At 70.3% G+C, this 13746-nt stretch carries 13 protein-coding genes and 1 pseudogene; 7 read left to right on the top strand and 7 right to left on the bottom strand.

All coding sequences use genetic code 11. The features are described from left to right. Positions 1–316: pseudogene (locus D7Y15_RS16280) on the top strand (kelch-like protein); the annotation flags it as partial. A 46-nt stretch (positions 317–362) separates the two neighbouring features. Here the strand turns inward: D7Y15_RS16280 and D7Y15_RS46580 are convergent. Then, entirely contained in the window at positions 363–1268 is a 906-nt protein-coding gene (locus D7Y15_RS46580) for a helix-hairpin-helix domain-containing protein (protein WP_121753150.1), read from the bottom strand. A 141-nt stretch (positions 1269–1409) separates the two neighbouring features. Between D7Y15_RS46580 and D7Y15_RS16270 the strand changes: the two genes are divergently transcribed. Continuing rightward, positions 1410–2555, top strand: coding sequence for a hypothetical protein (locus tag D7Y15_RS16270; protein ID WP_148712782.1), 1146 nt, complete (start codon positions 1410–1412; stop codon positions 2553–2555). A gap of 36 nt (positions 2556–2591) precedes the next feature. Here D7Y15_RS16270 and D7Y15_RS16265 read toward each other — a convergent pair whose 3' ends face one another. After that, positions 2592–3245 carry a glutathione S-transferase family protein gene (locus D7Y15_RS16265; protein ID WP_120577504.1) on the bottom strand — a complete coding sequence of 218 codons (654 nt, stop codon included), beginning with the start codon at positions 3243–3245 and terminating at the stop codon, positions 2592–2594. Positions 3246–3270: 25 nt separating this feature from the next. Further along, positions 3271–3669 (bottom strand): RidA family protein, encoded by a 399-nt coding sequence (locus D7Y15_RS16260; protein ID WP_121753151.1) that lies wholly within the window; start codon positions 3667–3669, stop codon positions 3271–3273. Positions 3670–3789: 120 nt separating this feature from the next. On the opposite strand from D7Y15_RS16260, the gene D7Y15_RS16255 reads away from it, so the two are divergent. Further along, positions 3790–5418, top strand: coding sequence for a peptide chain release factor 3 (locus tag D7Y15_RS16255; protein WP_121753149.1), 1629 nt, complete (start codon positions 3790–3792; stop codon positions 5416–5418). A 42-nt stretch (positions 5419–5460) separates the two neighbouring features. Here D7Y15_RS16255 and D7Y15_RS16250 read toward each other — a convergent pair whose 3' ends face one another. After that, positions 5461–6003: a hypothetical protein gene (locus D7Y15_RS16250; RefSeq protein ID WP_120577487.1), complete on the bottom strand. Its 543-nt coding sequence runs from the start codon at positions 6001–6003 to the stop codon at positions 5461–5463. Between the two features lie 44 nt (positions 6004–6047). Here D7Y15_RS16250 and D7Y15_RS16245 point away from each other — a divergent pair, with 44 nt between their 5' ends. Then, a complete protein-coding gene (locus tag D7Y15_RS16245) occupies positions 6048–7553 on the top strand; it encodes a carboxypeptidase M32 (RefSeq protein WP_121753148.1) in 1506 nt (501 codons plus the stop codon). Between the two features lie 4 nt (positions 7554–7557). On the opposite strand, the gene D7Y15_RS16240 is transcribed toward D7Y15_RS16245, so the two are convergent. Next, positions 7558–7914 carry a hypothetical protein gene (locus D7Y15_RS16240; protein ID WP_120577485.1) on the bottom strand — a complete coding sequence of 119 codons (357 nt, stop codon included), beginning with the start codon at positions 7912–7914 and terminating at the stop codon, positions 7558–7560. Positions 7915–8105: 191 nt separating this feature from the next. After that, positions 8106–9275, bottom strand: a complete 1170-nt coding sequence (locus D7Y15_RS16235; protein WP_121753147.1) for a ribonuclease D — start codon at positions 9273–9275, stop codon at positions 8106–8108. 65 nt (positions 9276–9340) lie between these two features. Here D7Y15_RS16235 and ttcA point away from each other — a divergent pair, with 65 nt between their 5' ends. From ttcA to D7Y15_RS16220, 3 genes are read left to right on the top strand one after another with little or no spacing between them, the layout of a single operon-like run. Further along, the gene (ttcA, locus tag D7Y15_RS16230) at positions 9341–10198 is read left to right on the top strand and encodes a tRNA 2-thiocytidine(32) synthetase TtcA (protein WP_120577483.1); all 858 of its coding nucleotides are present in this window, start codon (positions 9341–9343) and stop codon (positions 10196–10198) included. Beyond that, positions 10177–11001 carry a tellurite resistance TerB family protein gene (locus tag D7Y15_RS16225; RefSeq protein WP_120567382.1) on the top strand — a complete coding sequence of 275 codons (825 nt, stop codon included), beginning with the start codon at positions 10177–10179 and terminating at the stop codon, positions 10999–11001. The genes ttcA and D7Y15_RS16225 overlap by 22 nt, the downstream gene beginning before the upstream one ends. Before the next feature lie 12 nt (positions 11002–11013). After that, entirely contained in the window at positions 11014–11838 is an 825-nt protein-coding gene (locus tag D7Y15_RS16220; protein ID WP_121753146.1) for a phosphate/phosphite/phosphonate ABC transporter substrate-binding protein, read from the top strand. A 101-nt stretch (positions 11839–11939) separates the two neighbouring features. On the opposite strand, the gene D7Y15_RS46575 is transcribed toward D7Y15_RS16220, so the two are convergent. Continuing rightward, a complete protein-coding gene (locus tag D7Y15_RS46575; protein ID WP_304988681.1) occupies positions 11940–13721 on the bottom strand; it encodes a serine/threonine protein kinase in 1782 nt (593 codons plus the stop codon). Positions 13722–13746: the final 25 nt, after the last annotated feature.

Raw genomic sequence — 13746 nt, 5'->3', positions numbered from 1 at the left:
GCTGTACGACGTCGCGCAAGGCACCTGGAAGACCGTGGCGTCCATGAACATGCCGCGCTACCTGCCGCACGCCACGGCGCTGGCCACGGGCCGAGTGCTGGTGGTGACAGGGGAGGGCGGCTCGGGGTTGGGCGTGCTCGACTCCTCGGAGGTGTATGACGTCGCGATGAACGCGTGGACGCCCGCGGGCATCCAGTCCACGCGCAACACGCACCACGGTCTGGCCCTGCTGCCCTCCGGGCGCGTGCTGGTCGCGGGCGGCAGTGGAAGCGGCGGCGCGCGCTCCGCTGTCGACGTGTACACACCGGCGCCTTGAGCCGAGGCACACGGGGCGGGCTCATGCGCTGCCGCCTGCCCCGTGTTCAGGCCCCCGCGTGCGGTGCTTCGTGCGCCGCGCCCCCGCGGGCGTAGTACGCGAGGCATTCGTCCTCGCGCCCGCGCACCACGCGTCTGCCATTGAGCGGGCCGGCGTGGGAGGTCACCACCGTGCACTGACCTTCCACGTCGCCCTGGTCGTAGTAGAGGACCACCCAGTCATCCGTGGCGTTCTGCTGGTGCGCCAGCGCGGTGTTGGAGAACAGCGCGCGGAAGTTCCAGTCGTCCACGTGCTCGCGCAGCACCGGCAGCCAGGCCTCGCCGGATGGATTGAAGCGCTTGGGCGCGATGCGACGCAGCTCCCCGTCCTCCGCTCTCCGCCGGTAGTCCGCGTCCACCCGCAGCAGCAGCGCCACGGTGGGCCGCGGCCCGTCCTCTCGCCCGTGCTCCCGTCCCCGCTCGCGCTCGCGCCGGTTGCGCCCCAGCCGCGCCGCCAGCACCTCGCGCACCTGCTCCGTGCGCCGGGGCCCGAATCCCTCCACCCGTTCCAGACGCCCGTCGTGCGCGGCCAGCTCCAGCGCCTCCAGCGTGGTGATGTCCAACGCTTCATGGATGCGCTTCGCCAGCTCCGGTCCGATGCCGGGCACGCTGGCGAGCAGGCCCTCGGGGGACGCTTCACCCTCCAGCCGATCGAGCAGCCCCACGTGCCCCGTGCGCACCAGCTCCGCGACCGTCGCCGCGATGCTCTTTCCCACGCCGGGCAACGCCCGCAGGCCCGCCTCTCCCTCCGCCGCCAGCACCTGCGCGACAGAGTCCGGCCAGTTCGCGATGGTCGCCGCCGCCTTGCGGTAGGCCCCTATCCGGAAGGGCATCGCGTCCTGCGTTTCCAGCAGGTCCGCCACCCGCTCCAGCGCGTCCGCGATGTCGATGTTGCTCTTCCATTCGACGCCCATGGTCCCTGAAAGGTAGGGGCTCCCCGGGAGGGCGGCCACCCCGTGAGCCGACACACGCGCACATGGCGGCCGCCCACAGGGAAAATTCCCCGCCCCGCAACCGCGCCGGGTCCACCGGGTTGGAAGGAACAGCAGGCAGTCATGCGAACCTATTCGACCTGGAGGATGACGATGCGCTGGAACAAGACGTTGGCGGTGGGTGCGGCACTGGTGCTTTCGACGGCGTGCGGCGGGGTGGATGATCAGGAGGCGGTGGCGTCCCTGCCGGACTTCGCGGGCACGTCGCTGGAGATCAACACGAGCGCGCTCGCGCAGGACGGCGCCGCGCTCGTGGCCCAGGACCTGATGCAGGTGGAGGCCTCGCTCGACGGGCAGGGCGCCGCGATGCTGGAGGGCGCCCGCCTGGAGGTGAAGGCGCTCAACGACACGCTCCGGCAGGTGCTGGTGCCCATCGCGGACCTGGCGAAGCAGTCCGCCAACGAGCAGCCCGGTGAGGTGCTGGTGTACGGCCCCACCGACCGCGCCAACGCCACCTTCACGCTCTCCATCCGCGAGGGCACGGGCGGGCGCTACCAGTGGAAGCTGGAGGCCCGTCCGCTGAACAGCAAGGACGACGTCGCCTACAAGCTCATCGCCGCGGGCGCGCTCAAGCGCAGTGGTGACGCGCACCGCGGCCGGGGCACGCTGGCCATCTCCCTGGACAACCTCAAGGCGGTGGCCCCGGCCTACGCGGGCCAGGGCAAGCTGATGATGTCGTTCGCCCACTTCGGCAAGGGCAGCAAGTCGCTGGCGTACCGGCTGGCCAGCTTCACCCCGAACCCCGCCACGCACGAGGCCGTCACCGGCGCCTTCGTGGGACACAAGATTGAAGCCACCGGCGTCACCCGCGTGCGCGTGCTCGGCCCGTACAACCTGCCCGGCACCGCGACCTCCGCGAAGGAGAAGGTGCTCTCCTCCGTGCGCCACATCCCCGGCTCCGGTGGCCGCGTGGACGTGCGCGCCTGGGGCGGCGACATCGCTGCGAACACCTACTACGTGGGCAGCGCCTGCTGGGACTCGCAGGAGAAGGAGGTCTACCGTGTCCTCCTGCAGTGCTCGGACTCGGGCAGCCCGGCGAACTGCACGGAGGTGGCCGGCAGCCGCGTGGGCAGCTTCCAGGCCTGCCCCGCGGTGGAGCTTCGCGGCGACGTGACGCCCCCGGAGGGCACCGGCGACGCCGTGACGCCCGAGCCCGGCAACCCCGGCGCGCCGGACGACGTGCCCACCGACGTCACCCCCGACTTCTGAGCCCAGGGCGGCCCGCTCGGCGAAACCAGGCGGCCGTCACCCGGTCGGAGTGGCGGCGTTGAACACCGCCAGTTGCGCGGCGAACGCGCGCTGGTAGGCCGGGCGCGCTTCGGCGCGGGCGATATAGGCGGCGAGGTTCGGATACGCGTCGACAATGCCCGACCCCTGCGCCCTGCGCAGGACCGTCACCATGAGGAGGTCGGCCGCGCTGAAGGCGCCGTCGAGCCAGTCGGCGGCGCCGAGGTGCGCGGAGAGGTCGTCCAACCGCTTCCGGATGAGGTCGTCCAGCGCGCGCAGGCGATGCTCGTACCAGGGCTGGTCTCGCTCGAGAATCATCACCAGGCTGCGGTCGAAGATGGGCGGCTCGACCGTGTTGAGCGACGCGAACATCCACCCGACTGCGCGAGCGCGGCCATTCGCATCTTCCGGCAGCAGGCCGGCATGGCGATCCGCGATGTGGAAGACAATCGCGCCGGACTCGAACAGGGCGAGCTCGCCCTCCTCGTAGGTTGGAATCTGACCGAACGGATGCAGCGCCTTGTGCGCGGGCTGCTTCATGGCCTCGAACGACAGCAGGCGGACGTCGTAGGGCTGGCCCACCTCTTCCAGCGCCCAGCGCACCCGCATGTCCCGAGCCAGTCCCCTGCCGCGATCCGGCGAGCGTTCAAAGGCCGTGATGGTGATGGTCATGTCCTGCTCCTGGAGGTCTGGGCCGTCAGGGTAGGGCGGATGCCACCACCGCGTCCGCTTCGATTTCCACCAGCATCCGCGGGTCGATGAGCGCCTTCACCTCCACCATGGAGGTGGCGGGGCGGATGGCCGCGAACACCTCGCCGTGGGCGCGGCCAATGTCCTCCCAGCGGGAGATGTCGGTGACGTACATGCGCGTGCGCACCACGTCCTCCACCCGGGCCCCCACCGCCTCCAGGGCGGCGCGGATGTTGGCGAGCGCCTGGGCCGCCTGCCGGTATGCGTCCCCTTCACCCACGAGCTGGCCGTCCGCGTCCGTGGCGGTGGTGCCGGAGACGGACACGAAGGGGCCCGTGCGCACCGCCCGCGAGTAGCCCACCCGGGGCTCCCAGGGGGTGCCGGTGGCATGGAGGATGCGCTGCATGGCGTGCTCCGATGTGGGCCTGAGGGAGGGCTGCCCCGGAGGGCCGGAGCCCGGCCGGACCTCCAGGCGCTGCTTGCACAGCTGCAAGGAACGACCGCCCGTGATAGTTGGCCTCGGATCATGGCCAATGAGCTCGAGAGGGAGGTCGCCCGGCGACGGACCTTCGCCATCATCTCCCACCCCGACGCGGGAAAGACAACCCTGACGGAGAAGCTGCTGCTGTACGGCGGCGCCATCCATCTGGCCGGCAGCGTGAAGGCCAAGAAGGCGCGGCGGCACGCGACCAGCGACTGGATGGAGCTGGAGAAGGAGCGCGGCATCTCCGTCACCTCGTCCGTGCTCCAGTTCAGCTACCGCGACCACGCGGTGAACCTGCTGGACACCCCGGGCCACCAGGACTTCTCCGAGGACACCTACCGCACGCTGTCCGCCGCCGACGCGGCGGTGATGCTCATCGACGCGGCGAAGGGCGTGGAGCCCCAGACGAAGAAGCTCTTCAAGGTGTGCCGCCTGCGCGGCATCCCCATCTTCACCTTCGTCAACAAGCTGGACCGCTACGGCCGCGAACCGCTGGAGCTGATGAACGAGCTGGAGCAGGTGCTCGGCATCCGCTCGTACCCCATGAACTGGCCCATTGGCATGGGGCCGGAGTTCCGGGGCGTCTACGACCGGCAGGCGCGCGTGGTGCACGTGTTCTCCACGGAGGGCTCGCACGGCGAGTCGGAAGTGGCGGAGCGCTCGGTGTCCATCGACTCGCCTGAAATCAAGACGGTGCTCACGGAGAACGAGCTGGCGAAGCTCCAGGAGGACATCGAGCTCCTGGACATCGGCGGGGACGAGTTCACGCGCGAGAAGTCGGACGTGGGGCAGCTGTCGCCCATGTTCTTCGGCAGCGCGATGACCAACTTCGGCGTGCGGCCCTTCCTGGACGCGTTCCTGGACCTGGCGCCCGCGCCCACGTCGCGCCCCACCACGCAGGGCCCGCGCGAGCCCACGAACCCGAAGTTCGCGGGCTTCGTCTTCAAGATTCAAGCGAACATGGACCCCGCGCACCGCGACCGCATCGCGTTCATGCGCGTGGTGTCCGGCCGCTACGTGAAGGGCATGAACGCCTTCCACTCGCGCCTGGGCAAGGAGGTGCGGCTCGCGAAGCCCAGCCAGTTCCTCGCCGCCGAGCGCACGTCCATTGAAGACGCGTGGCCGGGGGACGTCATCGGCCTGTTCGACCCGGGGCAGTACCGCATCGGTGACTCGCTGGCGGAGGGCGCGCAGGACGTGTTGTTCGAAGGCGTGCCGCGCTTCAGCCCGGAGTTCTTCGCGGTGGTGCGCTCCAAGGATCCGCTGCGCCGCAAGCAGATGGAGAAGGGCCTGGAGCAGCTGTCCGAAGAGGGCACGGTGCAGATCTTCCAGCAGCTGGCCATGGGCATGAAGGACCCCATCGTCGGCGTGGTGGGCGCGCTCCAGTTCGAAGTGCTCCAGTACCGCCTGGAACATGAATACGGCGCGAAGATCGCCCTGGACCGGCTGCCCTTCAGCCACGCCCGGTGGGTGGTGGGCCAGAACTTCGACCCGAAGTCGTTCGACTGGGAAGGCAACCGCCAGACGGTGCAGGACCGCGACGGGCTGCCCCTGGTGCTCTTCCGCGACGACTGGGCGCTCCAGCACGCCGAGGACAAGCACCCGGAGCTGAAGTTCGTCTCCGAGGCCCCGCTCCTGCGCCAGTCCGCGTCGTCCGCGACCGGCAGCTAGGTCGGCTCCAGGGCCGGGGACACCCCCCGGCCCGGCAGCGGCTTACTTGTGCGGCACCACCGTGCCGCCTCGGAAGGCGGAGTCGCGCAGCACCAGGCCCTCCTTGCAGAGGCGCGCGGCGCGGTTGCCCACGAAGAAGTCCTTCGGGTCACCCCGGCGGAAGGTCTTCTTCACGAACTCCTCCACCTCCATGTAGAGGCGGCGGAACTTGTCCGGGGCGGCGTCGCGGCGGCCCGTCTGGGACGTCACCTCCAGCTCCACCCACATCTTCCCGCTGAGCAGCTCGCCCTCTTCGTTGCGGCGCGAGCGCTCGATGAAGATGACGGGCGAGCGCACCTCGTCGATGCGCCAGAAGCCCTTGTCCGGGCCGCGCTTCACCTTGTCCACCATGGCGGGGCCAATCTCGCTGGCCACCAGGTAGAGGTCCTCCTCCGGCAGGCGCGAGATGTTGTCCGGGTTGGCCCGGAAGGGTACCCAGTCCGGCGGCACGCGCCGGGGGTAGACCTCCAGGACGTGTCGCTCCAGGTGACGGAAGAAGGCGACCTCGTCGTCGGGTGCCATGAAGAATTGGAGGATGTTGGCCATCGCGGGCGTCCTCATACCCTGGAAGCGCGCTAGAAACACAGGCCATGGACTCCTGGCTGCGCGCACGGATGCATGAGCTGAACGACCTGAACAGCGTCATCAACCTGGCTTCCTGGGACCGGGAAGTCTACCTGCCCTCCAAGGCGGCCACCGCCCGCGCCCAGCAGATGGCCACCGTCCAGGCCATCCACCACGAGCGGCTGGTGGATCCGCGCCTGGGAGAGGCCCTGGCCCGCGCCGGGGAAGGGGGCCAGGACTTCGAGGCCCTCACGCCCGACGAGCGCGCCATGGTGCGAGTCCTCACCCGGGAGCGCGACCGCGCGGTGCGCCTGCCCGCCCGGCTGGTGACCGCGCTGGCGGAGGCCCAGGGCGAGGGCCTCCAGGCCTGGCGCGAGGCGCGCACCACGAAGCGCTTCGAGCGTTTCCAGCCCGCGCTGGAGGCGCTGCTGGCCTTGCGCCGTGAGCAGGCGGACGCGCAGGGCCACGACGGAGAGCGCTACGACGCACTGCTGGAAGGCTTCGAGCCCGGCATGCGCGTGAAGCGACTGACGCCGGTGCTCACCGCGCTGCGTGAGGCGCTCATCCCCATGGTGGCCGCGCTCGGCGAGCAGAAGCGGGCCTTCCCCGCGTTCCTCTCCGGCCGCACCTACGACACCGGCCAGCAGTGGCAGTTCACGATGCGGCTGCTCAAGGCCGTGGGCTTCGACCTGGAGTCGGGCCGCCAGGACGTGAGCATCCACCCCTTCACCAACAGCGTGCACGCGCAGGACGTGCGCCTCACCACGCGCCTGGATCCGGTGTGGCCGCCGGCCGCCCTCTTCGGCACGCTCCACGAGGCGGGCCACGGCCTGTACGAGCAGGGCTTCTCCCCGGAGCACCACCGCACGCCGCTGGCGTCCGTGCCCTCCATGGGCCTGCACGAGTCCCAGTCCCGCCTGTGGGAGAACCTGGTGGGCCGCGGCCGCTCCTTCTGGGTGAGCCACTTCCCCGCGCTGAAGGAGTCCTTCCCGGAGGCGCTGGCGGACGTGGACCTGGACGGCTTCCACGCGGGCATCAACCACGTGGTGCCGTCGCTCATCCGCGTGGAGGCGGACGAGGTGACGTACAACCTGCACATCGCCCTGCGCTACGAGCTGGAGCTGGCGATGCTGCGCGACGAACTGCCCGTGTCGGAGCTGCCGTCCGCGTGGAACGAGCGCATGCGGCGCTACCTGGGGATGACTCCCCCGGACGACACGCAGGGCGTGCTCCAGGACATCCACTGGGCCTGGGGTGAGCTGGGCTACTTCCCCACGTACTCGCTGGGCAACCTGTACGCGGCCTCGCTGTACACCGCCGCGAACCGGGCGCTGCCGTCGCTGGAGGCGGACCTCGCGCGGGGCGACACGTCGTCACTGCTGGGGTGGCTGCGCACGAACCTGCACTCGCACGGCTTCCGGCTGCCCGCGGAGGAGCAGGTGCGAGCCATCACCGGCGAGGGGCTCACGGACCGGGACTTCCTCCAGTACCTGCGCGCGAAGTACGGCGCGCTGTACGGCATCAAGCTCTAGAGCCTCAGGCCGCGAACACCAGCGGGCGGCACGCGCGCGCCAGGTGCAGCGCGTCCCTCGCGAGCGCGTGCGCGTCCGGGTCCTGCGCCTCCAGCCACGCGGCGCGGGCCACCTGGCTGCCCAGTTCGAAGCACAGGCTGGCGGTGCGGCGCGACAGGCGGCTCTCCTTCTGGAGCGCGCGCACGTTGAGCTCGCACAGCTCCGCGCACTGGCGCAGCAGGCGCACCGCGTCGTCATCCGCCGCGACGCCCTGGGCCCTCAGACGTGCCATGCCCGCCTCGCAGGCCGTCTGGCACTTCAGGCTCGCGGCGATGCACCGGGAGACCTCGATCCGCGCCCCGCCTGTCCTGGCTCCCAACATGACCACGCCCTCCCTCTGTGCGGCGTCAAAGGTACGCACGGACGCCGTTCTCGCAACCAGCACCGGAGCCGCAGATGAGGCCTGAACACCTGCGTTCCGGGGTCATGGACAGCGAGCCGGCAAGGGATGCAGAAGCGCCGCGCACGATTCGGCCGAAGCGTACAGCAGTTGCCTCTTCGTCGTGGTGAACGTCAGCTGCCTGGCACCGGAAAGGGCTTGAGCAACGCGATCAGCTTGTCGCCATACAGCTTGATCCGTTTTTCCCCGAAGTACGGCAGCTGCGAGAGCTCCGCGACGTCCGCGGGAGGCTTCGACGCCAGCGCGTCCATGAGCGGATTGGTGAGCACCACGCTGGGCGTCACCTTGCGCGCCGTGGCCTGCTCGACACGGAACGCCTTGAGCGCGTCCTCGCGCTTGCGCCGGTGGGGGTCGCGCGGACCCTTGGGTTCCTTGTCCAGGTCCAGTTCGCCCCGGGAGGCCTTCTGCTGCTGGTCGCGGATGAGGGCGAGGATGTCGTCGCCGTGCGCGCGCACCACCGCGCCCCGCACGCCGGCCGCGCGCGCCAGGTCCTTGTGCGTGTCCGGCTGCTTCAGGGCCAGGTCGGTGATGGCCATGTTGGACAGCATGCGGCCCATGGGCACGTTGTCCTTCTCCGCCCACTCCAGCCGCAGCTTGTGCAGCTCCTGCGCGATGGCATGCGCGAGCGCGTACTGCGTCGTGCTCAGGCCGCTCTTGGACAGCTTGGGTTTGTACTCGGCGCCCGTCTCCGGCCGGGCCTCGGCCTCCGCGCACATGCGCTCGCAGTCCAGCAGCACCTCCTCCAGGATGTCCGCCTCACGGCACGCGTCGCGCACCTGGCGGCCCAGCTCACAGAGGTAGCGCACGTCGTTGGCGATGTAGTCGCGCATGCCCGGGGGCAGGGGACGCAGGGAGAAGTCGGACTGCTGGTGCTCCTTCGGCAGCTCGACGCCCAGCCGCTCGCGCGCCAGGTCCGCCAGGCCCACCTTGGGCCACCCCAGGAGCGTCACCGCGCGGTGCGTGTCGAAGAGGCCGCGCACGCGCACGCCTGCTTCCGCCAGGAACTGCAGGTCGCCCTGGGCGGCGTGGAAGTACTTGGTGCGCCTGGGGTCCTCCATCATGGGAGAGAGCAGGCGCGGATCCACGCCCGGCTGGAGCGTGTCGAAGAGGAAGATGTCCGTGTCGGTGCCCAGCTGGAGGAAGCACAGGCGGGCGCGGAAGGCGTGCATGGCGTCCGCCTCCAGGTCCACCGCCACTTCCGGCGCGGCCTCCAGCATTCGCGTGGCGGCTTCCTCGCCCGCGCGGTCCACCACATCCAAGGCACCCTGAGGGAAGGTCGGCATCGCGGGGAGCAGGCTAGCGGACCGGCCCGCCCCTTTGACGTGTTTTTTCCCGAACCGCCGCTAGGATGGCCCCGCCGATGAACGACGCCCAACGTCTTGAAAAGAGCCTGCTTGGCCACATGGGCCGGGCCATCGCGGACTTCCGCCTCATCGAGGCCGGGGACCGCATCATGGTGGGCGTGTCGGGAGGCAAGGACTCCTACACGATGCTCCACCTGCTGCGAGAGCTGCAGCGGCGAGCCCCCGTGAAGTTCGACTTGCTGGCAGTGAACCTGGACCAGGGCCACCCGGGCTTCCCCGGGCACATCCTGGAGGGTTACTTCCAGAAGGAGGGCTACGCCTACAAGATGCTGAAGGAGGACACCTACAGCATCGTCCTGGAGAAGACCCCTCCCGGGAAGACGCAGTGCTCGGTGTGCTCACGCCTGCGCCGGGGCATCCTCTACAACGCCGCCGTGCACCTGGGCTGCAACAAGATTGCCCTGGGCCACCACCGCGACGACCTCATCCACACGATGCTCCTGAACATGTTCTTCGCCGGGAGCCTCAAGGCGATGCCGCCGCTCTTGAAGAGCGACGACGGCCGCAACGTGGTCATCCGGCCGCTGTGCTACGCGCCGGAGAAGGAGATCATCCAGTTCGCGGAAGCGAAGCAGTTCCCCATCATCCCCTGTGACCTGTGCGGGTCGCAGGAGAACCTGCAGCGCAAGCGGATGCAGAAGCTGGTGGAGGACCTGGGCAAGGAGATCCCCAACGTCCGACAGAGCCTGCTCAACGCGATGTCGAACGTGCGGCCCACGCACCTCTTGGACAAGACGCTGAACCCGGACCCGCTGAACGCGACGGAAGACGGGCCCGCGGTCACCCCCCCCACCACCGACACGCAAGGGAGCGCCAGTCCATGGCTCGAGAGCAGGCAGTAAAGGCGCGCAAGGAGCGCAACGCGGCGCTGGTGGAAGCCATGTTGCTGGCCGCGATGGCGGACGGCAGCGTGTCCCAGCGCGAGATGCAGACGTTGCTGGCACGAGTGCTGGAGCGCCCGGAGTTCGAGGGCACGCAGTCCGGTGAACTGAACCTGCTGGTGGAGACCAGCGCCGTGCGGCTGGCGGAGGCGCGCAACCTGGAGGACGTCCTCTCCTCGCTGCGCCGGCGGCTGCCGGACCACAAGAACCGGATGCTGGCCTTCGGCCTGGCGGCGGCGGTGGCGCTGGCGGATCAGCGGGCCACCCGCTCGGAGCTGGGGCTGCTGAAGACGTTCCAGGCGGCGCTGGGCATCTCCGAGGACGAGGTCGCGCAGATCATCGACGTCATCGAACAGGGGGGCAGCCTGTCGGAGGCGCTGGGCGAGCCCCTGGAGCGGCTGTTCGCGGAGGTGATGGTCCTGGTGCTGGCGGCGGACGGCCAGCTGAAGGAGGCGGAGGCGCGCGCGATGGTGGAGAGCTTCGCGGCGGATCCGCTCTTCCAGAACGTGAGCCCGGAGCGGGCGCAGGGCTTCGTGAGCGAGTCCGTGGCGGCGCTGGCCACGGACGGGCTGCCGCAGCGGCTTCATGTCCTGGCGCACGGGCTGGCCACGCACTCCCAGCGGGTGAAGGCCTACCAGCTGGCCACGAAGATCGCCCATGCGTCCGGGCGGACGAGCACCGCGGAGCAGCGGATCCTGGATCTGCTCCAGGCAACGTTCGGTCTTGCGGACGATGAAGTGGCGCGGTTGGACCAGCAGGGGTAAGCAGGGAATTGTATGACCCCGCAAGTTCCCTCTGGTTCGCGCCACTCCTTCCGTTTCGGCCTGCCGCCGTCCTTGGGCAGCGAGACGGCGCGCGAGCGTGCGGAACGGCTCGCGTCGTTCCTGCAGCGCGCGTTGGGCAAGCTGGTGGAGGTGAACGTCGCCACCAGCTACGAGACGCTGGCCAAGGACCTCTTGTCCGGGCGAGCGGACGCGGCCTGGGCGCCGCCCTTCGTGTGCGCGCGCATGGAGGCCATGGGCGTGCGGGTGCTGACGCGCGGGGTGCGCCGGGGCATGTCCAGCTACCGCTCCGCGCTGGTGGGGCGGGCGGGCTCCGGGCTGACGCTGGAGAAGCTGAAGGGCGCCTCGGCGGCGTGGGTGGACCGCGATTCGGTGGCGGGCTACCTGCTGCCCAGCGCGTTCCTGAAGACGCAGGGGCTGGAGCCGTCGCGCGCGTTCGTGTCGCAGCAGTTCACGGGCTCGTACCAGGGCGCGCTGGAGGCGGTGCTGGAGGGCAGGGCGCAGGTGACGAGCGTCTTCTGTCCGCCGTCCTCCACGGGGCTCACGTTCACCACGGGCGTGGAGGACGTGCTGGGGCCGGGCATGGGCGCGAAGTTCGAGCTCCTGGCGTACACGGATGAAGCCCCCAACGACGGCGTGCCGGTGGCCATGGGGCTGCCCGCGCCGCTGGTGACCGCGCTGGAGACGGCGCTCCTGGGGTTGCAGTCCACGCCGGACGGGCAGGCGCTGCTGCGCGACATCTTCAACGCGGACCGCTTCGAAGTGGCGCCGCGCATGGGCTACCGCGCGCTGTACCGCGTGGCCCTGGCGAGCCTGTAGCCGAGCGCGGTTCCGGCGCCGCGAGGTCCGCGTCGCTCGCGGGACCCGTGGGCTCGCTTCGAGCGGAGCCCGAGGCAACCAGTCGCAGCGCTCCTTGGGTCCTACTTGTCGGAGTCGGGCCCGTTGCCGCGCACGGGGCGGCGGGCGGAGGACACGGAGCCTTCGGTGCGTCCTGTCTTCGAGGGCACCTTGGCTCCAACGGAGTCCTCCGACGCACGCACGGCCTTCGCGGCGGAGCGGCTCCCCGTCGCATCCCCGGAGGCCTTCACGGGCTTCGCCGCGGAACGGCTTCCCGTGGAACCCTCGGGCGTACGGGTCGGCTTCGAGCCATCCGCGCGCACGGCGCCGAACTGGGCGGTGGAGGACCGGCCGGTCTCCGCGCGCACGGCCTCGGGCTTCACGGTGGAGGCGCGAGCCGAGCCCGTGTCTTCACCACGCACGGCTTCGTGCTTCGCGGTGGAGGCGCGAGCCGGACCCGCGTCCTCGCGCACGGCTTCGTGCTTCGCGGTGGGGGCGCGAGCCGGACTCGCGTCCTCGCGCACGGCATCGAACTTACCGGTGGAGGCGCGAGCCTCGCCGCGCATGGCTTCGTGCTTCGCGGTGGGACGGCGCGCGTCCTCGTCATGCAGGGGCCGCGTGTCCGCGAGGCTCACGCCCGTGTTCTCCCGCGTCTTCACGGGCCGGGCCTCCGGGCGGCTCAGGCCGGAGTTCTCCTTCGTGCGCGACGTCCGCTCCGCGGTGGGCCCCACTCCGGAGTCCTCCGGGGACGCGGCGGCCTTCGTCGACGACTGGCTCACCGACGGCTCTGGCGCGCGCGGCGGCGTCTTCGCGGGGGCCTGCGCCTTGCCCGAGGACGACGTCGTCCCGGAGGCCGGTGGCTTCGCGGGCGCGGCACTGCCCGGCCGGGCCATCAGGCGCGGGTCGAAGTAGATCATCGTTGGCTCGGCCGCGAAGCGCTCCTCCTCCAGTTCGTCCGAGTACACGTCCCGCATGAACGCCGCCAGGTGCGCGCTGGTGCCGTGCAGCTTCTCCTGCTGGAGGAACTCCTCCAGCGCCAGCTGCAGCTCGCCCGCCGTGGTGAACCGGTCGTCGCGCTTGCGCGCCAACGCCTTGAAGACGATGGGGTCCAACGACTTCGGAATCCCAGGCACCGCTTCCGACGGCGGGACGATCTTGTGCCCCACGACGGCCTTGAGCGTGGCCATCTCCGTCTCGCGCTTGAACAGGCGGCCGCCGGTCAGCAGCTCGTAGAACACCGTCCCCAGGCCGAACACGTCCGAGCGCGCATCCAGTGGCTCACCCCGCGCCTGCTCCGGGGACATGTACGCGTGCTTGCCCTTGATGGTGCCCACCACCGTCTGCGACAGCTTGCCCTGCGCCTTCGCCACGCCGAAGTCGATGAGCTTCACGCCGCCGTTGAAGCCCACCAGCACGTTCTGCGGCGACACGTCCCGGTGGATGAGCGACAGCTTCCGGCCGGACGGGCTGCGCGCGTTGTGCGCGGCATCCAGGCCCGCCGCCGCCTCCGCGATGATCCGGCATCGCAGGCCCAGCGGAAACCCGCCCGGGTGCGCCGACGCGCGGGGCACCAGTGAGCCCAGCGGCTCGCCGTGCACGTACTCCATGGCGATGTAGTACTGCCCGTCCACGTCCCCCATCTCGTAGATCTGCGCGATGTTGGGGTGGTTGAGCAGCGCCGCGATGCGCGCCTCGTCCAGGAACATCTGGAGGAACTCGTCGTCCTCCGACAGGTGGGGCAACAGCCGCTTCACCACCAGCAGCTTCTGGAACCCTACGGGCCCCTTCTGCCGGGCCAGATAGACGGCCCCCATGCCGCCGGTGGCCAGCTTGCGCAGCAATTCATAGCGGCCGAACGTTTCCACTCCGGCCGTGACGATAGCCGCGTCA

The organism is Corallococcus sp. AB030, from assembly GCF_003668965.1.
GTDB lineage: Bacteria > Myxococcota > Myxococcia > Myxococcales > Myxococcaceae > Corallococcus > Corallococcus exiguus.
Note: the sequence above shows the minus strand (reverse complement) of the source record. Positions and strands in the feature narration are given on the sequence as shown.

Coding starts and splice junctions, on each gene's coding strand:
- D7Y15_RS46580 (WP_121753150.1), bottom strand. CDS start 1,268: ATGGGCGTCGAATGGAAGAGCAACATCGACATCGCGGACGCGCTGGAG.
- D7Y15_RS16270 (WP_148712782.1), top strand. CDS start 1,410: ATGCGAACCTATTCGACCTGGAGGATGACGATGCGCTGGAACAAGACG.
- D7Y15_RS16265 (WP_120577504.1), bottom strand. CDS start 3,245: ATGACCATCACCATCACGGCCTTTGAACGCTCGCCGGATCGCGGCAGG.
- D7Y15_RS16260 (WP_121753151.1), bottom strand. CDS start 3,669: ATGCAGCGCATCCTCCATGCCACCGGCACCCCCTGGGAGCCCCGGGTG.
- D7Y15_RS16255 (WP_121753149.1), top strand. CDS start 3,790: ATGGCCAATGAGCTCGAGAGGGAGGTCGCCCGGCGACGGACCTTCGCC.
- D7Y15_RS16250 (WP_120577487.1), bottom strand. CDS start 6,003: ATGGCCAACATCCTCCAATTCTTCATGGCACCCGACGACGAGGTCGCC.
- D7Y15_RS16245 (WP_121753148.1), top strand. CDS start 6,048: ATGGACTCCTGGCTGCGCGCACGGATGCATGAGCTGAACGACCTGAAC.
- D7Y15_RS16240 (WP_120577485.1), bottom strand. CDS start 7,914: ATGTTGGGAGCCAGGACAGGCGGGGCGCGGATCGAGGTCTCCCGGTGC.
- D7Y15_RS16235 (WP_121753147.1), bottom strand. CDS start 9,275: ATGCCGACCTTCCCTCAGGGTGCCTTGGATGTGGTGGACCGCGCGGGC.
- ttcA (WP_120577483.1), top strand. CDS start 9,341: ATGGCCCCGCCGATGAACGACGCCCAACGTCTTGAAAAGAGCCTGCTT.
- D7Y15_RS16225 (WP_120567382.1), top strand. CDS start 10,177: ATGGCTCGAGAGCAGGCAGTAAAGGCGCGCAAGGAGCGCAACGCGGCG.
- D7Y15_RS16220 (WP_121753146.1), top strand. CDS start 11,014: ATGACCCCGCAAGTTCCCTCTGGTTCGCGCCACTCCTTCCGTTTCGGC.